At 34.6% G+C, this 1,591-nt stretch carries 2 protein-coding genes; one reads left to right on the top strand and one right to left on the bottom strand.

Features of this window, described 5'->3' with window-relative positions:
• The coding region (locus HGJ91_RS10265) for a Druantia anti-phage system protein DruA (RefSeq protein WP_291347656.1) at nucleotides 1–781 on the bottom strand (781 nt) is incomplete at its 3' end.
• A 330-nt stretch (nucleotides 782–1,111) separates the two neighbouring features.
• Between HGJ91_RS10265 and HGJ91_RS10260 the strand changes: the two genes are divergently transcribed.
• Nucleotides 1,112–1,384, top strand: coding sequence for a hypothetical protein (locus HGJ91_RS10260; RefSeq protein WP_291347655.1), 273 nt, complete (start codon nucleotides 1,112–1,114; stop codon nucleotides 1,382–1,384).
• Nucleotides 1,385–1,591: the final 207 nt, after the last annotated feature.

Here is a 1,591-nt window from a genome sequence, read left to right as displayed (position 1 = left end):
TTCCTATGTATTTCCAATTTGCTGCATGATAACAAGATCCCGAATATTTGCTCGGATCGACAAATGTTTCTATCAATACCGGACGATAAAAATGCTCTTGCTGCCAATCAGTTTGAATCTGTTTAACAACAATAGAAAGGGCTTTGCCAGCCAAATTGTCAACTTTAACCCATGGGAACATTAGAAAGCGATTGTTATTAACAATTAAGTTTAATCGTTTTCCCCGATCTTTTTTCTCCCAGCCAATCCAGGTATCTCGAGCAGATAAATGCCACACAGCGGGTGTAAACATTAAGCAGCCCAACAGTCGATTATTCAGGTTTTTGGAAACTATAAAATACCGTAAAGTATCACCAATAGGTTGCTTATAACCCAGGTAATGATAGCGATCCACATATTCATTCCATAAGGATACATTTTTTTTATCCTTTACGATCTGTAACTCTAAAGGTGCTATTTCTTCAAGTGAGCATAGTAGCTGGGTTTCTTCCACTGTTTTATCTGACCAGACAATTTTTTTTGTGACACGTTTTTTCTTTATTTGCTTTCGAGGTAATTGTAGATAACCAAGATTTTCAAGCCGTTCCAGACCATTTAAGCAGGACATTATTTTATCAGAACCTTTTGGCGTTACCCAGGACAGGTGTTCGCAAATAGTAAATGCTAATTCAGTTCGACTTAACTCAGGAAACATTTTCACAGTTTCCTGAACTTGACGCAGTTCTTTTTTTGAAAAATATCTTCCTGAAAGCATCAAGGGTTTTGAAATAACACATTCCATATGACATCACCTCATGAATCAAAATTTAAGTTGATGTTATTATCTCGAATGTGTTTGATAATGTTAACACAAAAATGGATCTTTATTCTTATTATTTCAAAATTTAAACAAATTTAAATAGTTATAGCTGTTTAATAATTTTTTAAACTATTTGCTTTTAAATGAATGCCATTGGCTTATACCCGCCCGGAAATAACACTTGCATGTACTATAATATGTGCAATATACTTGTAAAAGGCTTATAAAACATAGCATTATAAAAAAATCACCTGCTACGCCCATAGAACGTAGTCGGTGATTGTAACAGTTTACCGCGAGTACTCCTAAGCAATGCCGCATAATTATGAAATAAAACAATTTATCAAGAAAAACAGCTCGTTGTTCTGGTGGATAAAGCCTGAAGAAAAGATGAATATCAGCATTAATGCTCTTGTTGAAGCTGTATTGAATTATGGAAATGAAAAAAGCGTAAAAAGACTTTTCGATTTAGTTGGAATTAAAACAGTGGCAGATATATTTTATCAACAAATATCAGGAAAACGGTCAAACTATCATCAGCGAACAAAACATTTTTTTCAGATATATTTTAAAAGACATGCATAGTGAAATTTTAACTGAGAAACAACAAAAGCTTTTACCGTTAATCAGGTCATTTTCAAACGACTACTACCTGGTTGGCGGCACAGCAATTGCTTTGGAACGGGGACGAAATAACTTCAGCAAGTAGGCGCACAGATTTGGGTCGAATTTGTTCGATCTCAGATCACAAAAGTTGAAGGAATAGCGAGCTATTTCAAGATTTTTGGGATT

Source organism: Desulfobacula sp., from assembly GCF_014237455.1.
Classification (GTDB): Bacteria; Desulfobacterota; Desulfobacteria; order Desulfobacterales; family Desulfobacteraceae; genus Desulfobacula.
This window is presented reverse-complemented; position numbering and strand designations above follow the sequence as displayed.

Excerpts from the sequence above, each read along its gene's own strand:
- HGJ91_RS10260 (WP_291347655.1), top strand. The coding sequence starts at position 1,112 with ATGCCGCATAATTATGAAATAAAACAATTTATCAAGAAAAACAGCTCG.